Source organism: Paenibacillus sp. RRE4 (genome assembly GCF_031844205.1).
Lineage (GTDB): Bacteria > Bacillota > Bacilli > Paenibacillales > Paenibacillaceae > Paenibacillus > Paenibacillus xylanexedens_B.
Window position 1 is genome coordinate 3,300,708 of record NZ_JAUZUT010000001.1, and the last position, 23,753, is coordinate 3,324,460.

A 23,753-nucleotide genomic window follows, 5' to 3' on the forward strand; every position below is an offset into this window, starting at 1 on the left:
TTACAGCGTCCTCCTTTCTTTCCGCGCCAGATACAGGAAGAACGGCACCCCGATGAGGGCTACCAATGCGCCAATCGGCGTTTCGTAAGGCGGGTTAATCATACGTGCAGCCAGGTCCGAAAATACAAGCAACAGGCTGCCCATCACGGCAGAACAAGGAATAATCCAGCGATAATCGACTCCAACCAGCTTCCGCGTAAGATGGGGAATGATGAGACCGACAAATCCGACCGCCCCCACCACAGATACCGCCGTACCCGCCAGAATAAGTACTACAATCAGTCCGACCAGCTTGATCAGGCCGGTACGCTGTCCCAATCCAACTGCGATGTCCTCCCCAAGACTGAGCAGCGTAATTGAACGTGAGATGATCATGCCAACTATGAGTGCTGCGAGCACCCAAGGAAACATCACTTCAAGCTGAGACCACTTCGTTCCGGCTACCCCTCCGGCAGTCCAGAACGCCAAGTCTTGTCCGATTCTGAAGTAGAGCGCAATGCCCTCACTCAGCGCAGACAGCATAGCGGATACTGCGGCCCCGGCTAGCACAAGACGAAGCGGTGTCAGACCTGATCGGGATGCCGCACCGAAACCATACACAAGCAGCACGCCAAGTCCTGCTCCCAAGAAGGAATACATAATAATGTACATGTACGGCAAACCCGGGAAAAAGGCAAAACAGATCGCCAGTGCAAATCCGGCACCCGCATTCAGGCCAAGCAGTCCCGAATCGGCGAGTGGATTCCGGGTCATACCTTGCATAATCGCACCGGCAACAGCGAAGCAAGCCCCAACCATCGCTCCGCCCAGAATACGCGGCAACCGAATCTCCCATATGATCTGATGGGGTGTCAAGTCAGGGTTAAAGTTAAATACCGCCTGCCAGACTACGCCGAGCTGAATATCCGCAGCACCAAATGAAATGGACAACGCCATGCCCAGAGCAAGTAGAAGAATACCGCCTGTTAGAATGAGAGTTGCTGCCCATGGACGTGTGTGGATTTTCGCTGTAGGTGACTCCTCATTTGATTGCGTGGAAGAACTGTTCAAGTTCATACTTGACCACCTGTGTTATGAGTGAAGCATATTACCCTTATGTACATAACAATCACCTCTCCAAAAATACCGCTTCTATTGATATTGATTCTCATTCCCATAGAACATTGTAAGGGAATCCTTCCAGTCTGGCAATGGACAAAAAGGACAACTTTCTTGCAGATATGAATATTCCCCGCATGAATATGCATAAAAAAGGCCACACCAGAGCTTCATCACTCCTGTGTGGCGCTCATTTCATAACTTTACATACGATAGCCTTACATATCCTTATTAATTCCAATATTGGCTTCTCGCCGTTCGTTGTAAAGTTTCATCATGAATTAACACCAACCGGCCATCGGCTGACATCTGCACATCCGTCTCGATTCCCGTTGCACCCAGCTCTAGCGCTCGCTCAAACGCAATCATCGTGTTTTCCGGGCATGCCGCAGATGCACCTCGGTGGGCAATAATTTCAATGTTGTTCAACTCAGACCCTCCTGCGTTCAAAGTGGATTCTATGAATTTTCACTATATACACCATTTGTCATACACGTATTAAGAGAGCGTTTAATTGTATACTGGCTTGTTCATTCAGCACGGGTCTAACATTTAAAGGGCTGGGGGTTCACTCATTTTTGCGAACTCAATCTAAAATCCAACATAATATAATATCAGTCGTAGACAACTGCACTCCGCTGTAAGGAGGTTGCCCTTTGAAACCGTTGAAATCACGAACAAGGAAGCACTCAATCTCTTCCAGATCTTGCCCTGCCCAAAAGTACTCATCGCAACATCTAGCGAAGAATAGATCAGAACCCGGATCGAAAATCAGCACGTCAAGACCTCCCGGATCACGACAAACAATTCCGCGCGCTTCTGTTCGAGGACTCTCTTTACCTGACAGAACAAGTAATCAGTCCAATGTTATCGAACCCAAACAAAATAAACTGGATCAACTGGCCTTTGTTGCGGCTATCCTTGCACTGATTGCTTCCGCTATCGGACTATACATTGCCTGGAAAACACTACTTCTGCCCAGCGATACTACGGAAATCGTCGTATAGTTTCCAAGTAGATGGCTCTATCTCATTGCTATGGGATGGAGGTCTTTTTTTTAACGCAAGCAAAAAAACCGTTCCCCTGAAACGCCGGCAGCCGCCGGCGTCTCTTTGGAAAGGCCATTTTCTCGAATGATGCCATGAGTCAGCATGCACCCTGTTATAGAATGGTCTGAATTACAGTACGAACGTGCGGGAGATGATAACCAGCAGGATAAACAACACCAGGATTGCGCCTGTTGATGTCCATACACCACCACCGAAACCTCCACAGTAGCCATAACCTGCTCCTTTGAGATCGCTCATGAGTGACACTCCCCTCTTCATCAAAGTACACTATAGACTATGTCCGCAAGCGTTATTTGCTTGGGCAGATGAGGAAGTTTTTCTCTTGAAGCAGCAGGTTACTTCTTTCAATTTCTATAGCCTTTACTTTCCGCTGAGTTCAGACCATTTCTGAGTTAATTCCTTGGGGATGTAGGCGGCCATCTGAGCAAGCAATTCGGCTGGATCAGACTCAAGACTCCACAAACTGAGATGTGAGGTGTTGGAGAAGCCTTCATGCACACTGTGCTCCACCATTTTCATGAGTGGTTCATAATAACCGTTAACATTCAAGAGGCCAACAGGTTTGCGATGAATGCCGATCTGTGCCCAGCACAGTACCTCGAACAATTCTTCGAACGTGCCCATACCGCCCGGAAGTGCAATAAATCCATCGGATAACTGTGCCATGGTTGCCTTCCGTTCATGCATCGTCCCCACTTCAATCAGTTGAGTAAGCCCGCCGTGAACCACCTCGCCCCGGAATAACCCCGTAGGCATAACCCCAATCACTTCTCCGCCTGCCGCAAGAGCCGCATCCGCAACTGCCCCCATCAAACCCATACAAGAGCCGCCATAGACCAAGGCATATCCGCTGCCCGCAATCTGTTCCCCCAAAAGGGTAGCGTTCTTCATATAATCGGGATGATTCCCCGGGTTAGACCCTGCAAAAACACATATCCGTTTCAAGTGGTTTCACTCCTTTTTGAGATCTATCTCCTTAGTATACAATATAAGTATCAGCGCTATGTTACAGCACGTTAACAGAACTCATGCACAGCGTTATACGAAGTTTAAAAAAAGAGAAAAAATACCCGGCCGTTTGCAGCCGGCCGGGTTCCCAAATCCATACACATCATTTAGAAGGGGTTGTTACTACCTACTATAAGGTCGAAACATTAACTCCATATGATCGCAATATGAAAACCATATTAAATTTTCAACCAGGCTATCGTATGCCACGCCGCGAACGTACCACAAACATGTGCTTGTCCTTGCGAAGCAGACGGCCGTCTTCAAGCTCCACCTGATCCTCGTCATGTCTTACAATCGTGGTGGATAACGCCACAATTTTGGCGCGCCGCCAGATCATAATCTGTGACTTGAAATAAATCGCATTTTCAAACTGTACTGCCTTTTTCATCACATATCCGATCTTGTGCACTTCGGAACGTGCTTTCTTCAGAGGCAGGCTTTCGTCCGGAAGAGGTTTGATCATTGCAATATTGTCAAACGATACTTTGATCCGTTTCGGTCCGATTCGAACACATTCCGTTTCTTCATCCCACTCTACCAGCGTTCCCTTCAGAGGCTCGCGAATTCCTGTTGCCCGGTATACTGCTACTTTTCGTCCAATCCAATGTCGCAATGTGCTCGCCTCCAATCTATCTATATCCGTTGAACCAAAGATATTTACACAGACACTCCAATGACAGAAGAACCTGGAGAGTAGCGGTTATCCCCAGATTTTTTGATTTCCTTTTCCAAAGGGGAAAATCCGGTGATAAAGGCGAAGCGTATGCTTCCGATGCTAGCTTTCTTTCAGAAAGCTTTTAGCTCCGCTTTTTCAGGTTTTTTCTGTCCTCTCCGTTCCTTGTGTAAATGATTTGTTCAACATATCTAGTTTTCAGGTATTGTCCAATCGATCGGTTTAATACCTTTGGAGACGAGAAATTCATTAGCTTTGGAAAAAGGCCGGCTGCCAAGGAAGCCGCGATGTGCAGCTAAAGGGCTAGGATGCGTTGATTCCAGCACCAGATGTTTGTCTCTGTTAATAAAAGCACCCTTCTTCTGAGCGTGACTTCCCCATAGCATGTACACCATAGGCTCATTGCGCTCATTCAGCTCACGAATGACGGCATCCGTGAACGTCTGCCAACCCAAGGCCTGATGAGAATTAGGCTGACTCTCCCGAACCGTCAGAACCGCATTTAGCAACAATACACCCTGCTCTGCCCAGTGAATAAGTGAACCATGCTTTGGAACAGGCACACCCAGATCGGCCTGAAGTTCCTTATATATATTTTTCAGTGAAGGCGGTACGCGCACCCCCGGTCTGACCGAGAAACTTAATCCATGCGCCTGGCCCGCCCCGTGATAAGGATCTTGACCAATTATAACGGCTTTCACCCGATGATACGGGGTTAGCTTCAACGCTGAGAACAAATCTTCCTTGGGTGGGTAGACCGTCTGTGTTTTGTATTCCGCTGCGAGCGCATAACGAATATTGTTAAAATACTCCGCTTCGGTTTCTTGCTGTAACACCTCGTCCCAATCATTTCCAAACATAATATTTAGGCTCCTTTCCCCTGATGAATACATATCCGTGTAGCCCGTTTGGAAGGGCTCTTCCCTGCAAGAGTCACATGTCCAGCGACTCATAGACTATCCATCATTTTAACATAACCGCAGTCGACAGACCAGAAGTGTACGATGGAGGGAAAGGAAACCGTCCAGATTAATAAACGAAACACCTAAAAGGAACGAAACAGAATACGCTCCGCTTCGTCCCTTTCATATTCATCTATACCCCCGTAGTCCCGTATAAATCAGCTTAAATGTGTCTTTGATGCATTCCGGTATGATTTTGATACATCGCAGATTCAATACTCCGATGCTTAACATTACACTTCATACAGACAATCCATCGTAAAACCTACCGATGTTATACGTGTGCGGGCATCTGTTTCACCTGTTTTTGTTCCGCCTGCCGGTCGACCAGCACCCGACTAATTCTACTTAAGCCTTCCTTCAGAACAGAACGAGGGCAGGCCAGATTCAAGCGAATGCAACCTTCGCCGTTTGCCACAAACATCCCCCCGTCCTCCAGCAATACGCCGGCTTGCTCTGCAAAGAACAGAGGCAGGCTGACATTTTTCGGTGCATATGGCGTAATATCAATCCAGGCCAAGTACGTTGCCTCGGGAATGTGAAAAACGGCTTGCGGCAGATTTGTTTTTAGAAAATCATCAACGTACGCAAAGTTATCATCCAGGTAAAGCTTTAACTGTTTAAGCCATTCATCGCCATGTTCATAAGCTGCTTGAGTTGCCGCAATACTTAGCGGATTTTTGAAGCCGTAATGGCGTGTCTGCCAGATCTCCCTTAGTGCTTTATTGGGAATAATGACATTGGAGAACATCAGACCCGCCATGTTGAACGTTTTGCTGGGAGACATACAAGTTATAATCCGGTCGGTATCCGGGAACAGTTTGGCGAGTGGGGTATGTGTTTTTCCCGTACGCAGCAGATCACAATGAATTTCATCCGATATGATCCATATCTCATTATTCAAACAGATTTCGCCTACCCGCTTCAGTTCCTCCGTGCTCCAGATGCGTCCAGATGGATTATGCGGATTACAGAAAATGCATACCCGAACTTTCTCGTCTCTGGCTTTCGCTTCAAAATCGTCAAAGTCAATCGTATAATGCCCTTCTTCATGTAACATGTCCGAACACACCAGTTCAAGCTGGTTATGATCTGCTGCCGATTTGAAAAATCCATAGGACGGCGTCAGAATCAGTACCTTTTCGTCCGGTTTGCAGATATACTCCACCAGTTCATACAGCGCAGGAATAATGCCATTGGACGTTTCTAGATGTTCCTTCGGGAAGGACCAGTTGTAATATCGTTTCATCCAGCTCGCTACCGCTTCGTAGTAAGCCGGGTCAAAAACTTGCGAATACCCCATAATGCGGCGATCCAGACGATCTTTCACGGCATCCAAAATCTCGGGAGGTGTAGCGAACTCCATATCAGCAATCCACATGCGGATGAACTCCTCATCCTTAAACGGAAATTTCATCTCACTCGTTGCGTTAAAAATATATTGGCGGAAACCATCCGTATTCATAGCGTTGGTTCCGGTGCGGTCAATGATCTCATCAAAATTATAGGATGTGTTCACCTTGTTCATCTTGTTCATGGGGTTAACTCCTCTGTCTTTTCGTTTCATCATTTATGGATGTTGAATCTATCCGTTCTTCGGTTCATTACTTCTAACCCTATTGTTCCATGCCGCCAGAGTTGTATCAAATGCAAGAGAATCTACTCAGAAGAAACAAATTGCTTTTCATGTTTCCTCAGAATAGGCTTTTTACTGAAAAAATGATATATTTCTGATAGGTCTTGGGTTTTAAGAAAGACTTTCAGCCTATTCGTCTATTCTCAGGAAACACTTCTGATCATTCAACTCGATAAGGAGCACCCCAATGAACAACATCAACCAGGAAGTCGGCAAAAAAATACGAAACTTCCGCAAATGGCGCGGGCTCACCGTACAACAACTGGCAGACCAGATTTTCAAGAGTAAAGGTACTCTTTCCAAATATGAGAGCGGTGATATTACGCTGGATCTCGTCACACTACACCAGATTGCAGATGCGCTAAATATTCAGGTCGAGCAGCTGCTCTACCAAGAACCGAGGCATGCGTCTCCGCTGATGAACACGGTCCAGTCCAGCTTCTTCAAAAACTCCACCCGCTTCTATTCGTACTTCTACGACGGCAGGAACAACAGCCTCATTCGTTGCGTGATTGACATGATGGCTCAGTCGGATGCCAACCGCTACCGTACGGTGATGTATATGAATGTGAAGGATTTTGACAATTATCAGGAATGTGAAAATATGTACTGGGGTCATACCGAGCATTATGATACGCTGACTACACTCATTTTGAAAAATCAGGCTACGCCGCTGGAGAATTTGTATATTAATATTTTGGCATCCTTCCAGGAATCGGAGAAAAAATGGGGACTTATGGCTGGTGTTTCATTCAGGCCGTTTATGCCTATAGCACTGAAAATGCTTTTCTCCCGCATACCGTTGCCGGAAACGCCAGAGCTTTACAACGAGCTGAAAATCTCCAAGGAAGATCTGCGCACGCTTAAAATTTATAACATGCTTGCGGTAACTTAAACGGGGACCCGAATAAAATAAAAAAGACACTTGCCAAGCTGTTTTACTTACCAGCCCAAGCAAGTGTCTCTTCTTGTTATCTAAAGATATTTTTTCTACAGATGTTTATTGAAGCCTTCTTTTCACAGCCGCACCCCGGGTTACCGCTCCTTAATGTTTAATCAGATCCAACGTTTCATCAAACTGTTGCTTCTGCTCCTCAATCTTGTGTTCATTACCAATCACACACCGATGCTGTTGCTCCAGAATGGCCGAAACAAATTCGGCAAACCCGATAATATCGCTCTCTTTTGTGCCAAGCACCTCATCGCGCTCTTGTTGCAGATCAGCTTCCGTCACATTGGACAGATAACATTCCAGCGAGAATGCTCCTTCACTGTAAGGCGTTCTTGGCGTATCCAGATCCTGAATCGCACCGATGATATACCGTGTCATCTCCCGTTCATCTGCACGGAAATCGTTCAGATACTGCGGAATTTCCTCGTATACTTTGTAGGTTTTATCCAGATTCGGATCGCGGTAGGAAGCCAGAAAACTGTCGCCATTCCGTCTGAACCCGGACATACATCCGTAAGCGCCACCTTTGGCACGGATATTGTTCCACAGATAGTCCAGTGACAAGATGCCTTGTAATACACGCAGTGAGCCTGTATAAGTGTACCCTTTGTCGATATAATTCCCGGTTTGCACCACATATTGAACCTCGGATGGAGAACGGAAACCTTCGTTATGTGTTGCAGGCGCAAACGTAAAAGCTTCCTTCGCCACTTCATGTGTGAACAGCTTGGCTTTTAGAGCAGACACCTGCTCTTCCAGACCTTCGTATCCTTTATCGTCTGCCGTGTAGCTGACAAGAAGGTTCTCCGGTCTGAAAATGTAACCCATCAGCTCTTGCAGGCTGGAGGACAGCTCTTCTTTTTTGGCATCAAAGTTTGCCTGTAGATTCTCAAGCCATTGATAATAAGCAATCCCGCCAACCGTCTCCCGGAAATCAGCAACGGCCGAATGTTTAGAGGACGATCTGGCAATTCCTGCGGAATGACCACTGTTGATCAGACTGCGCTGCAAATTACCTTTCACCTGCGAAATAATCTCGAAAAGTCGCTTGGAGTTGTCAAAACTGGACGTAAATACGATCTCCTTGATCATATCAAAAGCAAATCCCAGTTTGTCATAAAGCACCTTTGCATTGAACTCATACGTTGCTCTGAAATCATGAAGCTGATGCGCATTCGCATACGAACCAACCCCGCTGTTGATGCCACCGGAATGGATATGAATTTCATTCGATAACTCGTTAAACAAGTAGTTTTGTGTGTCCACGTAACCAAGTACATTTTTAAGCAATCCCACATAAGGCAACAAGCGGCGCGGTACTTCCTTGATATCAAACAACAGTCTCAGATAACCAATACCGTTCGTATACAAGTTATGATGCAAAATGGTTGTGCCATCCACGTTGTTCAGCGTTTGGTACAGTTTAGACGCCTTCGTATCAATATCCTCAATGGACAACGTCGGGATCACCTGCTGCTGTTCCTTGGTGGAAGGGGTATTCTGGTACTCGGCAAGCGCTTCGGTGCGCTTAATCATATCCTGCACCTCTTCTGGACGAAGTCCCGCCTGCACCGACTTCAACCGCTCCTTTAGCGCCTCTTCCTTGCGTGCGTTCAAGCCTTTGTCCGGTGTGAGCGCAACAAATGATGTATGTGTATTTTGTAATAAATACTTCTCAACTAGTTGTTCGAAATAACCGTCTTTCATTTTGGACCGAAGTTCTGCAAATACATCATTCGCCTCAAAATACGTGAAAGGCGATTCCTTATCGTACAGCCAGCTTTGGAGGGAGGAAAGTCCGTAGATCAGTCCTTTCGGCATCCGGCCAAAGTCCGCTTCCCGGTGGTTAAACTCATAAGAATTGATGCCGGCAAGCAGTGCTTTCGGGTCAAAACCTTCTTTTACAACGCGCTCCAGCACTTCCTTGATCGTGCCGAGAAATTCGTCCTTGCTGGACAAGTTGCTTTTCTTGAGTCCCACCGTGAACACGGGCTGATACAAGCTATCATCATAAGATCCATAAACATCCTTCGCGATGCCTTTATCCAGCAAGGCTTGCTTCAGCACAGCTCCAGGTGCATTCAGCAGTGCATATAACAAAATCTGAAACGCAATGTTCAGTTCCTTATCCAGACTTGTGCCAATCACCGCATTATAGGTCAAAAAGCTGTTGTCTACTTCGGATTCCGTGCTTCCCGCAGCGTACGACTTCACCGTATCCACCCGTTTCGGGAAAGCAGATTGCAGTTTAATCTCGGAGTCAATCTCGATCCGATCATAGTTGCTCAGGTAATGTTCGTCGAGCCATTGCAGTTTCTCTTCCATATCCATATCCCCGTACAGATAGATGTAACTGTTAGACGGATGGTAGTATCGTTTGTGGAAATCAAGCAATCCTTCATAAGTGAGATCCAGAATCGCCTCCGGGAAGCCCCCGGACTCACAGGAATACGTCGTATCCGGGAAAAGAGAATTCAACACCTCGCGTCGAACCAGCCGTTCCGGCGAAGAAAAGGCACCCTTCATCTCGTTATACACCACGCCGTTGTATGTCAGCTCGTCATCTTCAGAAGTCAGGTTGTAATTCCAACCTTCCTGCAAAAATATTTTTTCATTCTCATAAATATTCGTATTTAATACCGCATCCAGATACACATCCATCAAGTTATGGAAGTCATGATCGTTGCGACTGGCAACGGGGTAGACGGTTTTATCAGGATACGTCATCGCATTGAGGAATGTATTGAGTGAACCTTTGAGCAGCTCCACAAAAGAATCTTTAGCCGGGAACTTTTTCGAGCCACATAGCACGGAGTGTTCCAGAATATGAGCTACCCCTGTATCATCTTCAGGAGGTGTGCGAAAACCGATGTTGAACACCTTGTTATCATCACTATTGGACAACAGTACGATATGAGCACCCGATTTTTGATGTTCCAGCAGGTACGCATCGGATTTCAGTTCTTCTATTCTACGCTCCTGTAATACCTTGTATGGCTTAAGCTGTTTCAACATAAACTTGAGTCCTCCGTCCATAGATTGTTGTGTTGGTTGATGGGAAAGGTAATATATGCCTATCGATAGTATACACCATTGTGACCTCTCTTCATAAAAAGACAGCCGAATCCACTTTCTGATATGTATTATGTGGGGGTTATGTTTATGAGCTACGGGCTTATAAAGAACCTGCATGAGATGAAATCATATTTCTAGAAGCAAAAAGTGCAGAAAAAAATCACATAAGCTCTTGATTAACAAGGCTCATGTGATTTTTTCTTTAAGATGCCGAGGACCGGGATCGAACCGGTACGATAGTCACCTACCGCCGGATTTAAAGCCTGAATTAGTCCTCCTCGGAAACCCCTAGCATAACCCTTCTAATCATACAAATCAAAGATATATTTGCCGTACTCTAACTTCTCCGTTCAGGAAATTTGTATATAGCCATGTTAGAATATGAACGCAGAAACCATGTCGGTATCATGATCTATAACGATCTTTGCTACTGACAACGCCCCTACTATCCTTAGCTACATAACCCCCACATGTACTTTTTGAATATTATTCGCAATTCAAGAACCACTCCATCCCTTACCTGTTATAGCCCACTTAATTGTTTGTAAGAAATGTATAAAATAATCTCTGTAAGACCATTGTTTATAATTTTGTATCATTTTTATTCGATAATCTACGCTAGGGTGGGAGTGCCAACTATTATATTTTGAAAAATATCTTTGAAACCATATTTTGTTTGAGTTCTCAGTCTCCTCTTCGTATTTCAACCTTTCTAATAGATTTAGCATTCCCTCTCGCATATCACCTGATAACATACAACTTTTTCTATCCGCACGCAGTTCTCCAATCTGAAACCAATATCCCTGTTTACTATGAAGAAAATATAAGAGAATAATGAGAGACACTATCAGCAACAGGGGGAGAACAATTAGTAAAACTATTGCCAAGAATGGGAACAGATTGCTAATTAGATCAATTAACGAAGCGTAGAGTATGGTAGCAAATAAAGAAACATAGATTGTTCCTAAAGAAAATAATATGTCGTTAGAACGATAGTCCTTATTACGAATGTGCATTAGCTCATGAGCTATTAATGCTCTAAGCTCATCATATGATAAATTTTCAGACGCAAATGATGAGATAAGCACAAAGGAAACCCCTTTTCTAAAACGTGGTTTTAATATGGCGTATCCCCCTGTATTATCACTTGGATACACGCAAAGAATTACATTTAAAACACCAATTTCTTGGCTTAGTTCTTGTAATATCTGCACAGCCCTATCATCTTGTTCTCCAGGAAGGAAATGTATATATCTTTTGAGCCACGCTTTATAAGGGAACATTCTTTCATATATATTTTGAAGATACTTTACCATTCTGACTAAGTAATTTCTCTCAAACTGTTCTACACTTGTTTTTTCAGTTGATTTTATCTCCTTTTCCCCTAGAATCACTTTTTCTAACTCATTTGTAGTCTGAATCCAAGAACCAGTCCATTTAAAGCCAACTGAAAATGAAACAATTATTATCAGTGCATGTTGAATCCAATTATATTGAGACTGGAAAAGGAAGAATAAAACAACCGCCGGTGATACCTGAAGCCATATTAATAAGACAATCGCGAACCATTCAATTTTCTTATCTCGATTCTTCCTATCATTGATTCCCATTAATAAATGAACCATATGACTAATCCCCAAAAAATTTCCTGCTAAAAAGCTAATAGAATATAGTAATCCCATATTTGCCTCCTCCCCTAGATGCAAAATAATCAAAAACATATAACTTTGTGTAATCTCTATAAATTTTTTAACAATTGAAATACCTTCTACTTAAGCAAGAGCATAAACTATATGAACATGGTTGACAAATTACTAGCTACATTCTTAAGAACTAATTATGAACTTTATTGAACTAACAAAAAACAAATAATTCCTTAAATTTCCTTTCAGATTCCTCAATAGCAACTTTAAAAGTTATCCACACTGGCTCTCTCGATGCCGCTATTGTTTATCCAAGAGAAATATTCCAAGTCTTTAATGCAGAGGTTAAAATAGTACCGCGTAGTGAAAGCGTACTTCATTTCGAGGACACTAGAGACCTCGAATTTCTAAAAAAGACACCGTTAGCAAAACATCTAAAAAGAAACAAGGGTTCCAGCTCTAACGAGCTGAAACCCTTGTTCTTAATATGCCGAGGACCGGGATCGAACCGGTACGGTAGTCACCTACCGCAGGATTTTAAGTCCTGTGCGTCTGCCAATTCCGCCACCCCGGCGTATGTAATATTTTCTTGGCGACAAGAAATATCTTACCATGAATAAATTAATAATGCAACTCTTTTTCCTAAAAAAAATGAAACAGGCACTGCAAGCGCTAGCTCACAGTGCCTAGAAAGTCCGAGTTGCGGTCCCGGACTTCCGATAAACCATCTATATTAAGGGAGGTGTGAGATAAGAATACCTCCCCAACATTAAAGGAACCTAAAATCAGCCTTAAATTAAACTAAAAAAGCAAAATAGGCTTCACAAGCTCGATTTGCTCCTCATTACACTCTACAAAAACCAGAATGTGACCCTGCAGTAGCCAGTCCTCATACTGACGTGCGTCTTCTTGCGGAATGCCTGCTTCTGTCAGCGTTAAGACCAGATCATCCGTCTCACTTCCGATCTCATTGCCAGCTAATCTTCGTACTGCTTTTCCGATCGATGCGGTCTGATCCATTCGTTTTCCTAACCCGGCTAATATGCCTTTCAACGCTCCAAACGCGCCATCCGTTCCGGCACCTTTTAACGGTTTGGGTAGCCCCGTCTTCTCGCTGATCATCTCCAAATCCAATTGCTCTTTGGCCACAGCCCCCATATATTGATCTTGGATGCCTTCCTTCTTTAAGGAATTTAACATTATAATCGCTTCGTGCTCCGAACGAGCAAGCCCAACAAACAGCTTCGTCATGCATTCCCCTCCTCTTCCTCATACTTTATATAACCCTGTAGCTTATGATCAGTAACGTATTTCCATCCGCTAAGTCAATTCACCTAGAACAGCTTGATCATTTCTCTACTGGAAATCTATACCTAGTTCTGATAGACTAGATAAAGAAGACAAATTAACCATTGAAAACACAGTCATACGGATGAACATCTTATAAATCAGGAGCAATGACTTATGAAAAAAGAGGTAGAAATTGCCATTCGGCGCAATCAACAGATTATGGTTCGGAATACAAGCGGACAGACCGTAACCGGTTTTCCAGAACGCTCAGCAGACAGTTCTATTCTCTCCTTACGAACTGTACAGGGAAATGTGTGGATTCCGTTTGATGAAGTCGAACAAGTCACTCGCCTGTTAACCCTTCGCTCTCACCATCTGGGTACGATGCAACTCGTGTAGACACTTTCCAGCAAGCATATTCAATCCAGTTACTCTCATTACAAGAGAACTTAGACACACGCTAATAGATAAAGATAGACTGTAGACGAGAAATTTTAATGTTCTATGTCCTACTACAGTCAACTTATAGTTAAAAACCAGACGCCTCTAACGTCTGGTTTTTCTTATGATGCCTTTTTATATCTCCCCTAGGCAAAAAACACTTTGAATCCTTCCATTGCTGCAACATGTATTGGATTACTTCACAACAAATTTGACGCGCGTACCATCCGGATATGTACTTAGTTGATTGCCCACCCATGAGCCTGCACCGCGATTATCCTTTGGCGTAATGTACTGGATATCCGCATTTTTACCGCCTTCTGCACACATTGCCATAGGCCACTCATCCCGATCCTTGCCTTTTTTGACCGGCACACCTTTCAGTGACAGTTCCCTGTTCTCTTCAGCGCCTTTCCGGTCAATCGTACAGACATCGGAATGCCCCGCTTGAATCGCCTTTCGGATATGGTTTGCTGTTTCGGGATACCGCTCAGCGGGAAAAGTGATTGTATGATCTACACTCTTATCGGTTGTTTTGAACGGAGACGGGATGTCCAGCGGCCACTCTCCTCCAGCCATGGCGTACAGAGCAATCACGATGGCACCTACTAATGTCAATAGTTTGCTTTTGAATCCTCGGCTCCCTCTCTTGCTTCTTCTGCTGCGTTTCTTACTCATGATGTGCCTCCCCCATGTAACACTAACATCCATAGCATTATAACAGAACGCCAGTTCGTAAAACAATCCATTTCACATAACTATTCAACATAATCATTCAACATAAAAAACAGCCGGATTCATCCGGCTGCTCTCTGCACTATCTTATCCTGCGTTAAAAATACTCTGTGTACTTAGAAAAGGCACGGTCACTTGAAACTCGGTTCCTTTTCCTTCAGCACTATCTACAGTAATAGTACCGTTCATTAATTCCAATAGTTCTTTGCAGATGGTTAATCCAAGTCCACTGCCTCCGAACCTTCTTGCATGTGAAATATCAGATTGCGTAAAGGCATCAAACAGTTGGTCCATCTGATGAGCCGGAATGCCGATCCCTGTGTCCCGTACAGAGAAAGCCAACATGGTCATCTCATGCGATTGCTGCTTGACATCCACGAGAAGCTGCACTTCTCCTTGCTCCGTAAACTTGATGGCATTGCTCAGCAAATTATCCAGCACCTGTCGTAGCCTCAATGGATCGCCCCAGAGCACATCAGGAACATTCAAATCAGCATGGCAAACGAAACGAATTTGTTTATTGTTGGCTGCCACCTCATGCGTCTTCACGATTTGCTGAATCAGCTTCAATGGCTGGAATTCAATATGCTCCACTCCCATTTTGCCTCTGCCGAGCTTCGCCATATCCAGACTATTATTTACAATGTTCAGGAGCGCCTCTCCGGATTGACGTGCCAGATCCAGGTATTCTTTTTGCTCTTCGGTAACATCGCCCATTCCCGCAAGCTCGATCATGCCCATAATGCCGTTTAACGGTGTACGAAGCTCATGATTCAACTTGCCGATGAATTCCAGCTGGCCTCTGCTTGTTTTCTCAGCCATAGACGCTGCCGTCTTCAGCTGCTGCTCTGCATATTTACGTTCAGAGATATCATATTGAATACCGACAAAATAAATACACTTACCGGATTCATTAAAAATGGGATCGATATTCAGCTCATTCCAGAATTTCTGACCGCTTTTTGTATAGTTTAAAATGTCAACCTTAATGGATTGTTGTCGACTTATTGCTTCCCGAATGCGTGAAACGGTTTCGGGATCTGTATCTGTCCCCTGTAAAAATCGGCAATTCCGTCCGATCGACTCTTCGTACGTATAGCCGGTTAACCAGGTAAAATGTTCGTTAACATACATGAGCGGAAGCTCAGGCGAGGTAGCGTCAACTACCGTAACGGAGGATTTTAATTTCGAGATAATAAATTCCCATTGCATGGGAAGTTGATTATATAAACTCATGCCTGTGTCTCCCCCATCTCACATCCTTAACTCCAGATGGTATGTGTTGATATTAAACAATCTATTTTATTGTACCACAGTTATTCAAACAATGTAGTTCTTGGGTAATAGTTCTTAATCATATCAATCTTTATCCATTCGCAATAACCTGCCTAATCTCAAAAATATACAGATAAAGTTTATTCATCATCGTCCGTATGCCGATTGTCTACATTTTTTCCAGGCGCACACCTTAAAGGCGGGGCCGTTAATGGCCCGACGAGGAAGGAAGATCGACGATGAAAACTCTTTTTTTTATATTTATGGTGTTGTGCATAATCAATCTATGCTTCCCCAAATTTGGCTGGTATCTTCGTTATGGCTGGATTGTGCAAGGTGAGACGGAACCCAGCAAATCTTACATGACTATGGTGCGAATGTCTAGTCTGTTTATGTTGCTTGCTGCATTTACTCTTGCTATGGCGTAATACAACAATAAATTTGTAAAAAGACCAGTTGCCTCCTGCGTAGCTGGTTTTTCGTATTGCACTGACGGGAATATGATAACTTTGTTTGTGGTGTTACTGCAGCATGCACCGTAAAATAAATATATAGATGTATCGTTGCAGAAAGGACACAATGGTATGAACATCGCATTTTATCCATTCTGGGCTGCCAGAACACTGCTCACGCTTATACAAGTGATCTCAATCACAACCTTGACCTGCCTGATCTACAGACAAACGGAATCGATTGGATATGCACTGCTACTCCTGTGCGTTTACCTGATAGCTTATGCGGCAGCAAAATTCACATTCCATAAGTTGATGAAACACTTTATGTTTTCGAGACTCCTGATCGGTATTCCTGTGACCAAAACATTGTTGCTCATCGGCATCGCGTCCTCTCTTCCCTACCTGAGATTACTTATTGCAGTTATGTTTATGGGGGCTGCACTTCTCGCTATATTCAACTGCTGGGAAGCATTGGTTCTGAAGAAACTCCAGTCAAGACTGATGAGAGGCGAAGATATAGCTAAGGCGAGCAGCCTGCTCTCATTTTCAAATTATACGGTAGCTGGTATTGGACTCGTCATGACGATCATCGCGATCCTGTATTTAGGGCGAGCGCAGGTACTTTGGGCGGCTGTGGCCCTTTCACTCGCTGCACTCGCTCTGATCGTGACCGTTCATCACTTAACTCATAAACTCTCCAGTACTTCGATAAGTCTGGATACCAGACGACCTTTGCATAAATAAAAAAAAGACGAGCATGGTCAAAACTGCTCGTCTTAGGTTACCAGGCTGCTTCTCTTCAAGCAGCTTATTCGTTTTTCTTTTTCCGAAATGTATCCTGAACTTCTCACATCTCACCCGCTGTCTAATCCAATCGGTAATCTGTTAGCGGTTTGCCTTTCTTGTAATACAAATTAGGGGATAATATATTGAAAAAAATATGCACATCCGGAAGTTCAGCCTTCTCTAGAATAGACTGCATAGACGCTGCAATTCGATCATGTATCTCCTGATCACGCTGAAACATCAAAATCTCTATGGACGCCGGGGATGGCGTTAGAGCTTGTACATCATGGCGTTCTGCTTTCATTCGTTCCTGCGGAATATGAGTAATTAAGGACATTTGTTCGGTAATTTGAGGCACAACTTCCTCCAGTTTAGAACCCGTAAATCCTTTAAATCGTATAAACGGCATTGCGATCCCTTCAATCTCTGTTAGTAGTCTCCTTATGTGATTTTAAGCACATTGTTTTCACTTGTCAAATTCCTTCACGACTTATTCGCTGTAAAACAAGAGCAAAGCCCCACCAAAGTCTTGGTGGAGCTGATGCGCGCACGCCTGACCGTTAATTACAGCCAGAAAGATTTTGTGATGATAACGAGCAAAATGAAGAGAACGAGGATTGCGCTAGTCGAAGTCCACGCTCCGCCGAATCCACCAACATTGCCACAACCGTATCCAACATGACTCATTTGATTGGCCTCCTTTGAATTTCAAGGTATGCCATAACATATGCGTATTTTCCTCCAGTGACCGGGCGAATGTCCAAGTCTCATGGCCCAATCCTCCGTAGAGCCTGACTGCCAACCATAACGATCTTTCCTGCTGGGCTAGTGTTGAAAGCTACATCAAAACAAAAGCCGATCACCCCCCCATCACTTAAGGTATGACTCGGCTTACTAAACTTCATGTATTCATCGTCATATGTAACTAACCTTTAATTCCTTCGATTTGATCAAAAATGGCTTGTCCATCATAACTAGAGTCTCGTTCTATATCTTTCTTAAGTAATACGAGATCGGTCATACTGGTGCTATTTCCACCAAGAACACTAAATGCCCCCAGAATCCATAAAAAAGGATAAAACACTAAGGATAGGCCTTTTTTCATTGCTCTTCCTTCCCCTCTCTAATCGTTACTTAAATTTGGAATTACTTCCCTTTAGTAATACGTAAAAAAATGGATAAGGGTTTCATTTTAATGGAATTCATTCTAAACCGTCCAGAAGTGCCGCAGCCTCCTCATGGTCCGGATCTATTTGAATTACACGGCGAGCGTAGACAAGCGCTTCCTGTTCCAGTTCCAACTCATAACAACACACAGCCAAGTCATACAATACCGCTATCTGTTGTGCATCAGATTCAGCAATTAGCGCGTCCGTGTCCGCAGTCAGTAATTCCTCCAGGAATATTTTGGCCTCTTCGTACATGAACATCTCCAACAATAACTGACCTGATACGAGTGCAACCTGATCCCGGTGTTCCATGGCATAATAGGAGGACCACATCCGTCTGATGCCTGCTTGAAGGTCGAACATCTCCTCATCGCTCGCATCCGCCAAAAGATCTTTGAAACGAGGGAACGCAACCATCAGAAACTCGGCATCATACCCGCCCAATCGCCAAAAAGCCAGAAGCTGTTTCAGCTCCATCTGTTCTACCTTAAGTTCTGCCCATTCTTTTAAACTAAAGAAATCGTCTGGACCAAATCGTTCCACAAAGCGATGATAAGCCAGCCTTGTATTTACGTAACGGTTTGGCTCTTCCAGCATTAAAATCATGCCAACGTTCAGATCCTTATAATGATGTGCCGTAAAAAACGTTGAGGCACCCTGCTGTTCCATTACAACCTTGATTGCATGATAATTGGCCGACAACGAAAAACTGCCATGAAACGCAAATTCAGGCGGCTCTGCATATTTCCAATAATCCAGCCGATGATCCCCTTTATCCGCCGTAATTAACACATAACCCGACCGGGAAAGCTTGCTTAATCGTTCGAGACAGCCTAGTCCTGTAGAGGGAAGCAGAATATGCGAATCTTCTAGCTCAGCACGGTACAGCGAGAGCAGCTCGGCGTATGGGTAGGTCTCTTCCATATACTCGGGTGCGGCACGATAGTTATATTTCAATGTCATATTTTCCAGAATCTCGTCAGGTTTCTGCTCCGCTACATGCTGTGGAAGTTCTACAAGCAGATCACACTCAAACACTCGCCCCTCCCCGATGTAGATCAAATCCTGCGGAATGCTATCGAAGAAGTAATTGGCAATGAGAAGCAGCGGTTGTTGCAGATCCCCTTGCCTTATTGTTTTTTCGGACATAACCAGATTCAGTACAGTATCGCGCACCGCATCAAAACGAGCAAAATCCAGTACTCCCTGCTCTATGTATGTTTGCATCGAAGGATGCTCTTTCCAGGCCGTCACATTCTCCATAGCTAGGTCTGTCATCACATACCGAAAAGGCGGCAGCTCCATGCCCGCAATTTCCTTCAACGCACACAGCTTGTTGAGCACCTGATGAGCCAGCCTGCCTGCTCCTGCACCAAGTTCAACGATGGTAACCATCTCATGCTGTTCACCTTTGGTCGCCAAATCCTGCAAAAAGCTAAATATCATTTCAGCATAGGCTGTTGCAATAAACGGATTGCTTGTAATATATTGTGGTACCTGGTGATTCTCCCACGCTTCCAGTCCCATCTGTTCATAATAAGCTCTCTGCCAATCCCAAACTGGCGCTTCACTAAACCGGACATACCGGCCTTCTTTCTTCATCATCACTTGTATCAAACTCGCTTTCTATCTATTTGTTAGGACCAAGTCATCTGATTCTATAAAAAAACTATTATATCATATCCTTCTGATTCTACTTTCTATACTCTGTTCATTCTTCCCCGAATGAAGAGCGATATTCAAACCTGCTTTAGCAAAAAAAACCCGCTTCATGAGAAGCAGGCACAACGTCAATAAAATAATATTCATAGAATTCACATCAAAAAAACAGCTTGATCTAACTTCTTTATTTTTATCATCCAACAAACCATTTAGTCAGAGTACAGAGCACCGTCAAAATTCTCAGGGCCAACACGAACAGTACCAAGCAAGTTAGAACTAATAAATGCTGTGTACGTTAATTGTGGGGTGATTGGTGGGTTAAAATCATCTGCTGAGAATGTGATGACCTGCGGTGCAAGCACACTCAAACTAAATGTTGAAGTCGCAGAGTATATAACGGGGTCAGTTGAAAGCGTACCTCTAACAATGGTAATTGTAACCCCAACAAGTGCAAGAGGAAGTTGTACCGTAACGGTTCCTTTCATCTGAACACGCGGGTTAGCACCAATATTTTCTGCAACAAGACCGATTTGACCAAATAGTTGTGGCGTGTTAATTACAAGAATCGGTATTGCAATAGAGTTCGCCAAACTCGCATTCTGCGACGTTCTTGCATCAATAAATTGACTCATGAAATCTACCTCCTAGGTGTGGGAATACGATAGTATATGTGAGAATTGTTATGTGGCATGGACATACATACCCTTGGCAAAAAAAAGTTGTATGACTAGAAGAGTATTGCAGCTAGTGGACTCCGTCAATCCAACGTATCGCACAACACTAATCCGCTATAAACTATGAATTTCGTCACTATGAAAACAGAAAAAAACCCTTGCATCGCAAGGGTTCTGAAATATGGGCCCTACAGGACTCGAACCTGTGACCAATCGGTTATGAGCCGACCGCTCTAACCAACTGAGCTAAGGGCCCTGAACAAATAATATATAACAGTGCAGATGATCGCTGTAAACCATCCAGTAAAGCTATATTGCGGGGGCAGGATTTGAACCTGCGGCCTTCGGGTTATGAGCCCGACGAGCTACCGGGCTGCTCCACCCCGCGTCGTTAAAATTAATAAACAGCGACTTAATTAATATACACTATTACTCCATTACAAGTCAAGGGGTAATCTCAGGGAATAAATCGTACACCATACCGACCTTTACGTGAACGATACACTTCAACTTCTTCAGGCTCATTGTGTCCGTAAATCCAGCCATCCTGCTCCAGTCTTTTTGCCAGGCAGCCTGCTTGAAATTTCGTTGTATACAGCTTGCTGAAATATACCCATTTCATCCTGCTCGTCCTTTCCAAAGGGTTCATATACTGCTGTTAATTGTAGAATACCCCAATTTCGTAAAATTAGCCGCGGGAGATCATAAATCTCCAGCGGCCATTTTAAGGTAAAGACAATAAGTCAGTGAATGTTACCGTTGTTGACTGAATTGACTAATGTGTTGAAGTGTTTCTTTCATGGAAAGATAACTTATTGGAATGTCGCTTTAGGGTCTTTTTTCAACTTCGCCAGCATCTCGTTTCCTTTAGCTGCCCATTCACCCAACGCTTCCTTCGGTGTCTTTTTATTGTCCAGCACTTGAGTAAAGTATTCCATCCCTTTATCGCTTACCTGCCACAATCCAGGCATCTTCTGATACAATTTATCAAGATTGGTATTCGTTGGCGGTACCGGCTTTAATGTGTAGAACGCCTGAATATTGTAGTCCAGACCGTCTTTTGGTTTAATAAAGCTTTTCCGGGATACCAATTCATAGCTACTGCGCGCCTTGATCTTTGCCCAATCCTCGCTATTCATATACTTGATCAGTTCCCAGGCATCATCCGGGTTCTGAGCGGAACTGTTGATCGCCATCAAGCTGCTCAGGTAGATGTTACCCCCGATTTCAGGAGCTTCCGGATGAACCGGAGGGGTAACTACATCCCACTCTATTTTCGTAAAATCTTTCATTTTATCTGCATTTTTATTCGCTTCGATTAATTGATTGATGTAATTGTAATCCCCGATCGCCATCGCTGTTTTACCACTCATGAACAAGTCGCCTTGAAACGGATTGTAACGTCCTTCCGTTTGCTGATCCTGCGGCTCGTCACCTTTCGGGATGACTTTGTCAATCGCCAGCTTGCTGACAGTACTCCACACTTTCTCCCACTGCGGAGAGTCTACGGTCATTTTCTCTGCCTTGTCGTCAAAAACTTTCAACTGCAGCGAATTATAATACTGCTGCATGGAGTAATACGGAGAGCCGCCGTTATATGTGCTGAACGCCATTCCAAAGACATGGTCTTTACCTTCGCCTTTCGTAAGGCGAGTGGCCAGATTAAATATATCGTCCCATGTCATGTTATCCGTTGGCGGTTCAACACCCGCTTTTTCAAACAACCCTTTGTTATAGAACAAAGCAGAAGAAGAGAATGTCGGTGTCAGCGCATAAATGTTCTGATCCCCCAGATCCTTGATCCCTTCTAGCACACTTGGCACGATATCGCTCGTGTCAAATTTGTCTTCCTGAATCAATGGATCAAGCTGTTTAACCATGTTCTCCTGAATTAACGATTTGATCGTAGAGGTATCCGCTACAACCACGTCCACCGGATTATCTCCCGTCATAATTTTCTTCAAGCTCTCTATGGTATCTGGCGCTTCCTGCTGTTCTTCCGCATTTCCAAAGCCATACATGCTCTGCTCAATCGCAGGCACGATTTCAATCGTCACATTTTTGTGTGTAAGCTCAAAAGCATCCGTAAATTGCTGACGGAAGTAGCTGTCATCCTGTCCCCCCCAGAGTGTCGCTACGCGCAGCACGCGCTGTTCATTATCTGTATTCTCACTAGCTGTACATCCTGCAATGAGTGGCAATGCCAGCGTTGCTGTTGCCATGATGGCCAGCACACGTTTTCCCCATAACCTGTTTTTCATCTCCCATTTCCCCCTCTTAAATTATCTTGGCGGTGTAATGACAATTCGTTCACCGTCGAATTCCAAGGTAGCCCTACTGTCGATGGACAAGGCTTCCAGATACTCTTTCGGCACCTGAAGGCGGCCGGCACGATCAATAATGACAAAAGCTTCATGAACGTCAGGAGCACCTGCTTCAGACAGTCCCTGATCATCATCCAGATTCGGATTTCGTTTCACAAATTCAGTGCTCGTCAGACCATCCCGAATCGCAACGATTCGGTCGACCTTGCCAGCAAGCGTCAAATCATGGGTAACGATGACAATCGTGACACCCAGTTCCTTATTCATTTTGCGAAAAATGTTCATGATCGTATCACAAGTCTCGGAATCGACGGAACCTGTAGGTTCATCCGCCAGCAAAATCTTGGGCCGATTGGACAAGGAGATCGCAATCGCTACACGTTGCTGCTCCCCGCCCGACAGCTGATGCAGTTTGTTATGCATACGATCCTTCAGACCGACCCATTCCAGTAGCTGCATGGCGTATTTACGATCACGTTTGCCACCCAGAATCATGGGCGTTTCCACATTTTCCAGTGCGGTGAGATAAGGCAGCAAATTACGACCGTTATTTTGCCAGATGAATCCGACGGTATGACGTTTGTATTCCACTAGTTGAGCATCCGTCATTTTAAGCAGATCCCAATCTCCAACCACCGCCGTGCCAGCGGTAGGGCGATCCAGGCCGCCAAGGATGTTAAGCAGCGTTGATTTACCACTACCGCTGTTGCCGATGATCGCCATCATTTCGCCTTGATTGACGGTCAGATTGAGACCTTGAAGGGCAACGACTTCCACATCGCTGGATTTAAAAATTTTGACAAGTCCTTCGCATTGGATCAC

The 23,753-nt window shown here is 44.4% G+C and carries 23 protein-coding genes, 3 tRNA genes and 1 pseudogene; 4 read left to right on the plus strand and 23 right to left on the minus strand.

Annotation, left to right across the window (positions count from 1 at the left end):
- The 7 genes and pseudogenes from Q9R46_RS14895 to Q9R46_RS14925 form a co-directional block, all read right to left on the minus strand.
- The gene (locus Q9R46_RS14895; RefSeq protein ID WP_145331974.1) at positions 1 to 1,056 is read right to left on the minus strand and encodes a FecCD family ABC transporter permease; all 1,056 of its coding nucleotides are present in this window, start codon (positions 1,054 to 1,056) and stop codon (positions 1 to 3) included.
- A gap of 285 nt (positions 1,057 to 1,341) precedes the next feature.
- Positions 1,342 to 1,527, minus strand: a pseudogene (locus tag Q9R46_RS14900) (glycerophosphodiester phosphodiesterase family protein); the annotation flags it as partial.
- A gap of 749 nt (positions 1,528 to 2,276) precedes the next feature.
- Complete coding sequence (locus tag Q9R46_RS14905) at positions 2,277 to 2,405, minus strand: hypothetical protein (protein WP_260510917.1); 129 nt, start codon at positions 2,403 to 2,405, stop codon at positions 2,277 to 2,279.
- Between the two features lie 123 nt (positions 2,406 to 2,528).
- Positions 2,529 to 3,113, minus strand: a complete 585-nt coding sequence (locus tag Q9R46_RS14910) for an LOG family protein (protein ID WP_311280580.1) — start codon at positions 3,111 to 3,113, stop codon at positions 2,529 to 2,531.
- Between the two features lie 259 nt (positions 3,114 to 3,372).
- Positions 3,373 to 3,792, minus strand: a complete 420-nt coding sequence (locus Q9R46_RS14915; RefSeq protein ID WP_090923709.1) for a hypothetical protein — start codon at positions 3,790 to 3,792, stop codon at positions 3,373 to 3,375.
- A gap of 251 nt (positions 3,793 to 4,043) precedes the next feature.
- On the minus strand, positions 4,044 to 4,745 hold the full coding sequence (ung, locus tag Q9R46_RS14920; RefSeq protein WP_260984663.1) for a uracil-DNA glycosylase: 702 nt from the start codon (positions 4,743 to 4,745) through the stop codon (positions 4,044 to 4,046).
- Between the two features lie 343 nt (positions 4,746 to 5,088).
- A complete protein-coding gene (locus tag Q9R46_RS14925; RefSeq protein WP_311280581.1) occupies positions 5,089 to 6,351 on the minus strand; it encodes a MalY/PatB family protein in 1,263 nt (420 codons plus the stop codon).
- Positions 6,352 to 6,637: 286 nt separating this feature from the next.
- Between Q9R46_RS14925 and Q9R46_RS14930 the strand changes: the two genes are divergently transcribed.
- Complete coding sequence (locus tag Q9R46_RS14930; protein ID WP_311280582.1) at positions 6,638 to 7,345, plus strand: helix-turn-helix domain-containing protein; 708 nt, start codon at positions 6,638 to 6,640, stop codon at positions 7,343 to 7,345.
- A gap of 150 nt (positions 7,346 to 7,495) precedes the next feature.
- Here the strand turns inward: Q9R46_RS14930 and Q9R46_RS14935 are convergent, their stop codons facing one another.
- The 4 genes from Q9R46_RS14935 to Q9R46_RS14950 form a co-directional block, all read right to left on the minus strand.
- Positions 7,496 to 10,417, minus strand: coding sequence for an insulinase family protein (locus Q9R46_RS14935; protein ID WP_311280583.1), 2,922 nt, complete (start codon positions 10,415 to 10,417; stop codon positions 7,496 to 7,498).
- 557 nt (positions 10,418 to 10,974) lie between these two features.
- A complete protein-coding gene (locus Q9R46_RS14940; RefSeq protein WP_311280584.1) occupies positions 10,975 to 12,159 on the minus strand; it encodes a M48 family metalloprotease in 1,185 nt (394 codons plus the stop codon).
- 449 nt (positions 12,160 to 12,608) lie between these two features.
- A tRNA-Leu gene (locus Q9R46_RS14945) sits at positions 12,609 to 12,694 on the minus strand.
- 227 nt (positions 12,695 to 12,921) lie between these two features.
- Positions 12,922 to 13,371 (minus strand): general stress protein, encoded by a 450-nt coding sequence (locus Q9R46_RS14950; protein WP_311280585.1) that lies wholly within the window; start codon positions 13,369 to 13,371, stop codon positions 12,922 to 12,924.
- A gap of 213 nt (positions 13,372 to 13,584) precedes the next feature.
- Between Q9R46_RS14950 and Q9R46_RS14955 the strand changes: the two genes are divergently transcribed.
- On the plus strand, positions 13,585 to 13,809 hold the full coding sequence (locus Q9R46_RS14955; protein ID WP_145331980.1) for a hypothetical protein: 225 nt from the start codon (positions 13,585 to 13,587) through the stop codon (positions 13,807 to 13,809).
- A gap of 237 nt (positions 13,810 to 14,046) precedes the next feature.
- Here the strand turns inward: Q9R46_RS14955 and Q9R46_RS14960 are convergent, their stop codons facing one another.
- Together Q9R46_RS14960 and Q9R46_RS14965 are read right to left on the minus strand one after the other, a co-directional pair.
- Entirely contained in the window at positions 14,047 to 14,529 is a 483-nt protein-coding gene (locus tag Q9R46_RS14960; protein WP_311280586.1) for a NucA/NucB deoxyribonuclease domain-containing protein, read from the minus strand.
- Positions 14,530 to 14,673: 144 nt separating this feature from the next.
- The gene (locus tag Q9R46_RS14965; RefSeq protein ID WP_311280587.1) at positions 14,674 to 15,822 is read right to left on the minus strand and encodes a sensor histidine kinase; all 1,149 of its coding nucleotides are present in this window, start codon (positions 15,820 to 15,822) and stop codon (positions 14,674 to 14,676) included.
- Positions 15,823 to 16,100: 278 nt separating this feature from the next.
- Between Q9R46_RS14965 and Q9R46_RS14970 the strand changes: the two genes are divergently transcribed.
- Positions 16,101 to 16,289 (plus strand): DUF6199 family natural product biosynthesis protein, encoded by a 189-nt coding sequence (locus tag Q9R46_RS14970; RefSeq protein WP_311280588.1) that lies wholly within the window; start codon positions 16,101 to 16,103, stop codon positions 16,287 to 16,289.
- Between the two features lie 156 nt (positions 16,290 to 16,445).
- Positions 16,446 to 17,060 carry a hypothetical protein gene (locus Q9R46_RS14975; protein WP_311280589.1) on the plus strand — a complete coding sequence of 205 codons (615 nt, stop codon included), beginning with the start codon at positions 16,446 to 16,448 and terminating at the stop codon, positions 17,058 to 17,060.
- A gap of 121 nt (positions 17,061 to 17,181) precedes the next feature.
- Here the strand turns inward: Q9R46_RS14975 and Q9R46_RS14980 are convergent, their stop codons facing one another.
- The 10 genes from Q9R46_RS14980 to Q9R46_RS15025 all read right to left on the minus strand — a co-directional run bounded on the left by Q9R46_RS14980 (position 17,182) and on the right by Q9R46_RS15025 (position 23,753).
- A complete protein-coding gene (locus Q9R46_RS14980) occupies positions 17,182 to 17,511 on the minus strand; it encodes a DUF1904 family protein (protein ID WP_145413864.1) in 330 nt (109 codons plus the stop codon).
- Positions 17,512 to 17,666: 155 nt separating this feature from the next.
- Positions 17,667 to 17,789: a sporulation protein YjcZ gene (locus Q9R46_RS14985; RefSeq protein WP_090923721.1), complete on the minus strand. Its 123-nt coding sequence runs from the start codon at positions 17,787 to 17,789 to the stop codon at positions 17,667 to 17,669.
- A gap of 238 nt (positions 17,790 to 18,027) precedes the next feature.
- Positions 18,028 to 18,207 (minus strand): hypothetical protein, encoded by a 180-nt coding sequence (locus Q9R46_RS14990; protein ID WP_311280590.1) that lies wholly within the window; start codon positions 18,205 to 18,207, stop codon positions 18,028 to 18,030.
- Positions 18,208 to 18,304: 97 nt separating this feature from the next.
- Entirely contained in the window at positions 18,305 to 19,876 is a 1,572-nt protein-coding gene (locus Q9R46_RS14995; RefSeq protein WP_311281036.1) for an SAM-dependent methyltransferase, read from the minus strand.
- A gap of 266 nt (positions 19,877 to 20,142) precedes the next feature.
- Positions 20,143 to 20,565, minus strand: a complete 423-nt coding sequence (locus Q9R46_RS15000; RefSeq protein WP_221788985.1) for a hypothetical protein — start codon at positions 20,563 to 20,565, stop codon at positions 20,143 to 20,145.
- 224 nt (positions 20,566 to 20,789) lie between these two features.
- Positions 20,790 to 20,863, minus strand: a tRNA-Ile gene (locus Q9R46_RS15005).
- A gap of 58 nt (positions 20,864 to 20,921) precedes the next feature.
- Positions 20,922 to 20,995: transfer RNA gene (locus Q9R46_RS15010), tRNA-Met, on the minus strand.
- A 69-nt stretch (positions 20,996 to 21,064) separates the two neighbouring features.
- Complete coding sequence (locus tag Q9R46_RS15015; protein WP_186331731.1) at positions 21,065 to 21,229, minus strand: hypothetical protein; 165 nt, start codon at positions 21,227 to 21,229, stop codon at positions 21,065 to 21,067.
- A 190-nt stretch (positions 21,230 to 21,419) separates the two neighbouring features.
- Entirely contained in the window at positions 21,420 to 22,868 is a 1,449-nt protein-coding gene (locus Q9R46_RS15020; RefSeq protein ID WP_311280591.1) for an ABC transporter substrate-binding protein, read from the minus strand.
- 21 nt (positions 22,869 to 22,889) lie between these two features.
- The gene (locus Q9R46_RS15025; protein WP_090923725.1) at positions 22,890 to 23,753 is read right to left on the minus strand and encodes an ABC transporter ATP-binding protein; all 864 of its coding nucleotides are present in this window, start codon (positions 23,751 to 23,753) and stop codon (positions 22,890 to 22,892) included.

Coding starts and splice junctions, on each gene's coding strand:
- Q9R46_RS14975 (WP_311280589.1), top strand. CDS start 16,446: ATGAACATCGCATTTTATCCATTCTGGGCTGCCAGAACACTGCTCACG.
- Q9R46_RS14895 (WP_145331974.1), bottom strand. CDS start 1,056: ATGAACTTGAACAGTTCTTCCACGCAATCAAATGAGGAGTCACCTACA.
- Q9R46_RS14965 (WP_311280587.1), bottom strand. CDS start 15,822: ATGAGTTTATATAATCAACTTCCCATGCAATGGGAATTTATTATCTCG.
- Q9R46_RS14980 (WP_145413864.1), bottom strand. CDS start 17,511: ATGCCGTTTATACGATTTAAAGGATTTACGGGTTCTAAACTGGAGGAA.
- Q9R46_RS14940 (WP_311280584.1), bottom strand. CDS start 12,159: ATGGGATTACTATATTCTATTAGCTTTTTAGCAGGAAATTTTTTGGGG.
- Q9R46_RS14960 (WP_311280586.1), bottom strand. CDS start 14,529: ATGAGTAAGAAACGCAGCAGAAGAAGCAAGAGAGGGAGCCGAGGATTC.
- Q9R46_RS14930 (WP_311280582.1), top strand. CDS start 6,638: ATGAACAACATCAACCAGGAAGTCGGCAAAAAAATACGAAACTTCCGC.
- Q9R46_RS14935 (WP_311280583.1), bottom strand. CDS start 10,417: ATGTTGAAACAGCTTAAGCCATACAAGGTATTACAGGAGCGTAGAATA.
- Q9R46_RS14985 (WP_090923721.1), bottom strand. CDS start 17,789: ATGAGTCATGTTGGATACGGTTGTGGCAATGTTGGTGGATTCGGCGGA.
- Q9R46_RS15000 (WP_221788985.1), bottom strand. CDS start 20,565: ATGAGTCAATTTATTGATGCAAGAACGTCGCAGAATGCGAGTTTGGCG.
- Q9R46_RS15015 (WP_186331731.1), bottom strand. CDS start 21,229: ATGAAATGGGTATATTTCAGCAAGCTGTATACAACGAAATTTCAAGCA.
- Q9R46_RS14995 (WP_311281036.1), bottom strand. CDS start 19,876: ATGATGAAGAAAGAAGGCCGGTATGTCCGGTTTAGTGAAGCGCCAGTT.
- Q9R46_RS14950 (WP_311280585.1), bottom strand. CDS start 13,371: ATGACGAAGCTGTTTGTTGGGCTTGCTCGTTCGGAGCACGAAGCGATT.
- Q9R46_RS14905 (WP_260510917.1), bottom strand. CDS start 2,405: ATGAGCGATCTCAAAGGAGCAGGTTATGGCTACTGTGGAGGTTTCGGT.
- Q9R46_RS14970 (WP_311280588.1), top strand. CDS start 16,101: ATGAAAACTCTTTTTTTTATATTTATGGTGTTGTGCATAATCAATCTA.
- Q9R46_RS14925 (WP_311280581.1), bottom strand. CDS start 6,351: ATGAACAAGATGAACAAGGTGAACACATCCTATAATTTTGATGAGATC.
- ung (WP_260984663.1), bottom strand. CDS start 4,745: ATGTATTCATCAGGGGAAAGGAGCCTAAATATTATGTTTGGAAATGAT.
- Q9R46_RS14990 (WP_311280590.1), bottom strand. CDS start 18,207: ATGAAAAAAGGCCTATCCTTAGTGTTTTATCCTTTTTTATGGATTCTG.
- Q9R46_RS15020 (WP_311280591.1), bottom strand. CDS start 22,868: ATGAAAAACAGGTTATGGGGAAAACGTGTGCTGGCCATCATGGCAACA.
- Q9R46_RS14955 (WP_145331980.1), top strand. CDS start 13,585: ATGAAAAAAGAGGTAGAAATTGCCATTCGGCGCAATCAACAGATTATG.